Source organism: Morganella morganii H1r, assembly GCF_000633515.1.
Taxonomy (GTDB): Bacteria; Pseudomonadota; Gammaproteobacteria; order Enterobacterales; family Enterobacteriaceae; genus Morganella; species Morganella morganii_B.
Window position 1 is genome coordinate 1 of sequence record NZ_AYMP01000100.1, and the last position, 3,689, is coordinate 3,689.

6 protein-coding genes are annotated in these 3,689 nt (G+C 44.2%); 3 read left to right on the plus strand and 3 right to left on the minus strand.

Translation table 11 applies throughout. From position 1 onward, the window contains the following. Positions 1-70: 70 nt before the first annotated feature. From U868_RS0123085 to U868_RS25655, 3 genes are all read right to left on the minus strand, one after another. Positions 71-886 carry a phage antirepressor N-terminal domain-containing protein gene (locus U868_RS0123085; RefSeq protein ID WP_025155341.1) on the minus strand — a complete coding sequence of 272 codons (816 nt, stop codon included), beginning with the start codon at positions 884-886 and terminating at the stop codon, positions 71-73. Next, complete coding sequence (locus U868_RS0123090; RefSeq protein ID WP_025155342.1) at positions 883-1,647, minus strand: phage antirepressor KilAC domain-containing protein; 765 nt, start codon at positions 1,645-1,647, stop codon at positions 883-885. The genes U868_RS0123085 and U868_RS0123090 overlap by 4 nt, the downstream gene beginning before the upstream one ends. Before the next feature lie 79 nt (positions 1,648-1,726). After that, positions 1,727-1,897, minus strand: coding sequence for a hypothetical protein (locus U868_RS25655; RefSeq protein WP_162817293.1), 171 nt, complete (start codon positions 1,895-1,897; stop codon positions 1,727-1,729). A 90-nt stretch (positions 1,898-1,987) separates the two neighbouring features. On the opposite strand from U868_RS25655, the gene U868_RS24290 reads away from it, so the two are divergent. From U868_RS24290 to U868_RS25660, 3 genes are all read left to right on the plus strand, one after another. Further along, positions 1,988-2,704 carry a helix-turn-helix domain-containing protein gene (locus U868_RS24290; RefSeq protein WP_025155343.1) on the plus strand — a complete coding sequence of 239 codons (717 nt, stop codon included), beginning with the start codon at positions 1,988-1,990 and terminating at the stop codon, positions 2,702-2,704. 316 nt (positions 2,705-3,020) lie between these two features. Further along, complete coding sequence (locus tag U868_RS0123105; RefSeq protein WP_025155344.1) at positions 3,021-3,443, plus strand: hypothetical protein; 423 nt, start codon at positions 3,021-3,023, stop codon at positions 3,441-3,443. A gap of 23 nt (positions 3,444-3,466) precedes the next feature. Next, the gene (locus U868_RS25660) at positions 3,467-3,649 is read left to right on the plus strand and encodes a hypothetical protein (protein ID WP_162817294.1); all 183 of its coding nucleotides are present in this window, start codon (positions 3,467-3,469) and stop codon (positions 3,647-3,649) included. The last annotated feature ends 40 nt before the right edge of the window (positions 3,650-3,689 follow it).

Below are 3,689 nucleotides of genomic sequence, written 5' to 3' on the forward strand. Positions count from 1 at the left end.
TCCAATGAAAAAAGCCTCAGCTAAGAGGCGGCGTGTGATCTGAATTACAAGGCCGTCCGTGGCCTGTGGGTTATTTGATTAACGCGGGATGCTTGCCGTTAAGGCTGGTCTGCAAATACATGAGAAACGCATATCCAGTTTTAAACCGGTCATATAACCGTTTGGCAATCGGCGAATCCATACTCACCAACGCCGGATATAAATCAACTTTCCACGCGGTGTAAATGGCTTCATATTGCTTTGCCAGCGCATTCACATTGTAGATATCTCTTTCTTTATTGGCGCTGAGATTGATGATCTCCTGCTGCTTCGGAATGTACTCACCTTCCAGTGCATCCAGATATGAGATAGCCAGCGGTATTTGCTCCGGCAGCAATTCGTTGATGTGCTGCACACCGAACTCAGCGTGAACGTGTTTCCAGATATCCGGGTAGATATTGCCGACACCGTGTGCGATAAGACGCTCGGCTGTCTGACGTAACGGGATGAGCTCTTTCGCTGTGGACTGGCGGAAGTTTGGCTTTTTCTTCACTTCGCCGGTAGTCCAGTACTCATACAGAACATCGTCGCACTCTTCCTGATAGCGGATTACTTTGTCACGGATTTCAGGTTTAACTTTGTTCGGGCTGATGGTGTGTAGCCAGCCAGCGAGTTTACGCAGAGCCAGACAGAGCATGTTGCGCTCTTTACCGTCTGCGGCAACTATCACGATTTCCGTGATGGTTGATTTAAACCGCTGTTTTACCTTCTCAAACTGCGATTGCCATGTTAATCCCATGCCTTCAACGATAGGTTTCATCGGGACATACGGATGACCGTTGTAATTGACGACATACAGACTGTCACCGTGGAAAGGTACATTGATTGTTGAAATTGATACGCTCATGCCGCCGCCCCCTGAGTTAACAGTTTTGCCAGTTTAGAAAGCCCTTTCGGAGTGACACGAACCTGCGGGATAGATTTATCTTCGCCGTCCGGTTTAGTGATCACTGTTACTTTGTGCTCAATAAGTCCCTGTTGGATTTTGTCCTGATAGCCAATCCACGGAGTACCAAGGCGGCGGTAAATCCATTTGCACTGGCTCATGATGTCAAAAAGAGACTTCGGCTTAACCTGTAACTGTTTGGCGGCATCGGTCACGCACATAGAGCCTTGGGATTTGGCAATGCGTGTCAGGGCTTCAACATCGGGCTTCATTTCTTCAACCTGAGATTCCAACCCTTGGTTTTCCAGCAAGAGGCGCTCTTTTTCTTCCTCTGCCTGAATGACCATCAACGCTAACTCTTTCGCACCAGGCAGGGCGGGGGCTGCACTGCGTCTCTCTGACTCCAATTCGTACAGGCGGTCGATAACAGCGGTGCGACGCTTGATATCGTAACCAGTAATCAGGATCTCAGTGTAGCGACGGGTAATATTGTATTCCCATGCATTAGGGCTTTTATCGTCATACTGGTTGCACGTAACATGATGATTTGTAAGATAACCCAAATATGGGTTACGGATATAATCAGCATCTTTTCCGCCAATCAGCGCAACAAGAATGGTGCGGATATCGCGGCACACGTGGTCATGACGTTTTCCGGTGAGTTTTGCGATCTCACGGCTTGACATAGTGACATTTTGGTTCGTAACTGCTAAAGTATTCATTGTGTTTACCTTCTGCTCGTTGGTTAACGCATTCATATTCGAAGCCCCGATGGTTGCCGCCATTGGGGTTTTGTTTTTATCAGATAACGATCTCACCCTTCTTCTCCATTTCATCCAGTAACTTTAAGCGAAAGATAATGTCTGCCTGTTTAGAGCGCATATATTTCTTTGCTGTTCTTTCTATTCCGCTTTTAAGTTCATGCGGGATTCGAACCTGTGTTGGGTTTACTGCTTTACTTTCACCATTCATACTGTATCCTCATGTCATTACTGCATTCCACTTCATAATACTTCATGTTTTTTATTAGTCAATAATAAAATGAAGTTTTAGAGATTTTGTATGAGAAAATATGAAATAGATGATGGGTTCCATGTCCGCATTATGGCTGCAAGAAGTGAGCGCTCTTTGACTCAGTCAGAACTGGCTAAGCGTGTCGGTATTTCTCAAAGGCAGATAGCAGCTTACGAAGGCAGAGAGTCAAAACCAAGGGCTAACGTACTGGCAAAGCTGGCTGATGCCTTGGGAACAAATCCAGAATGGCTTGCTACAGGGGATGGCGTATCTGGAATAAAGAATATTACAGGCTACTCCGGAAAGATCACAAAAATACCATTCATTCCTATAGATAAGGTATCTGAGCTGATCATAAATATGTCACCAATATACATAACTGATGAATTTTACCCAGTGAAATATGAAGTTAGCAATCTGGCTTTTGCCATGGAAATAGATGACCCAGCAATGTCTGTTAATGCAAATGATTCAATCCCGTTTTCCAGCAATACGATTGTTGTATTTGACCCCTTACTTGACCCAGACGACCAAGATTATGTACTTGCATTCTCTAATGGCGAGTATGTTTTTAGGCGGCTGTTCAAGGGGCTGGTCACATCCTCACTTGTGCCAAATGATGGGCGATATCCGAGTGAAACTATAAGTAACCATGACATTGATAATAAAAACATATTGATATTTCCCGCTGTTGCCGTCGAGATTCAACTGCCGGCATTTACTAGGTTGCAAAAAGTGTTGGATGTTGATTCATTTGATAAATAAAACGCCGCGTTACGAGGATTCAGACAAAAAATAAGCCCCTTCCGGGGCAGAACACGCTGGTTAAGCTGTATGGGAAAGACGGTGAATAGCCGGACAGTTAAAAGCCCCAAAACCACTGATAAAACGTTCTCTTTGGTGCTTTGTAGTTGAAATTACCCGTTCTTTCATGGTGCCTGATTCGCTTTAGTCCGTGCAACCGCCGGTATCTTCTGGCATCGGTTAACAGCTTCTCTCTGAATCTGGCATTCCATGGCGACAAAGCGAAAGCGATTCCAAGGATCAGCGAAAGCACCGGAAACACTACGAGGAAAAACAGTTGGATGAATACGTTAGGTTGTTCCAAGATTATTCTCCATTGATAACTCCTGCAATAAGCATTGTGACATTTATTGCAGGGATGTTTATTGGTCACTGGCTTTCTCTCGGCAGAGACAAGAGAAAGGAATTTAATGCTGTGGCAGACCCAGTGAGATTCGCGTTGCTTGAGCAGATTGATTCGCTGAATGGCGGCTTATTCCCTAACCGGTTAATCGAAAAATTCGACATAAATAAAATTGCCATGGTGGCAGGCAAACGCTCCGGAAACGCCATCTCATCAGCTTTTGATGATTACAGAAAAGCAGCCATCGAAAGTGGCAGCAGAGATCAGTATGGTAAATTCACTTTCAATTCTCAGATGTCAGTAGAGCATTTGAGAAAATCAATACAGTCACTGATTTCCAGCATAAAAAGACGCTAATACAAATATATAAGGATACTTAAATGAGTAATTTTACTGGTATTTATGTTAGACATTTGTCTAATGGTGATATTGATTTCATCCAAGTTAGAGATCATCTTGGGTATGAAACTCAATACACAGAAAGTGAATACATCGCTAAAGGCATTCTTCCACCGATTGATCAACTGCCTGATTTCAACACATACAAAAAACAACATCCTTAAACATTCTTCCTGCTCACCAGCCGGCGCTTGCCCTTAATCA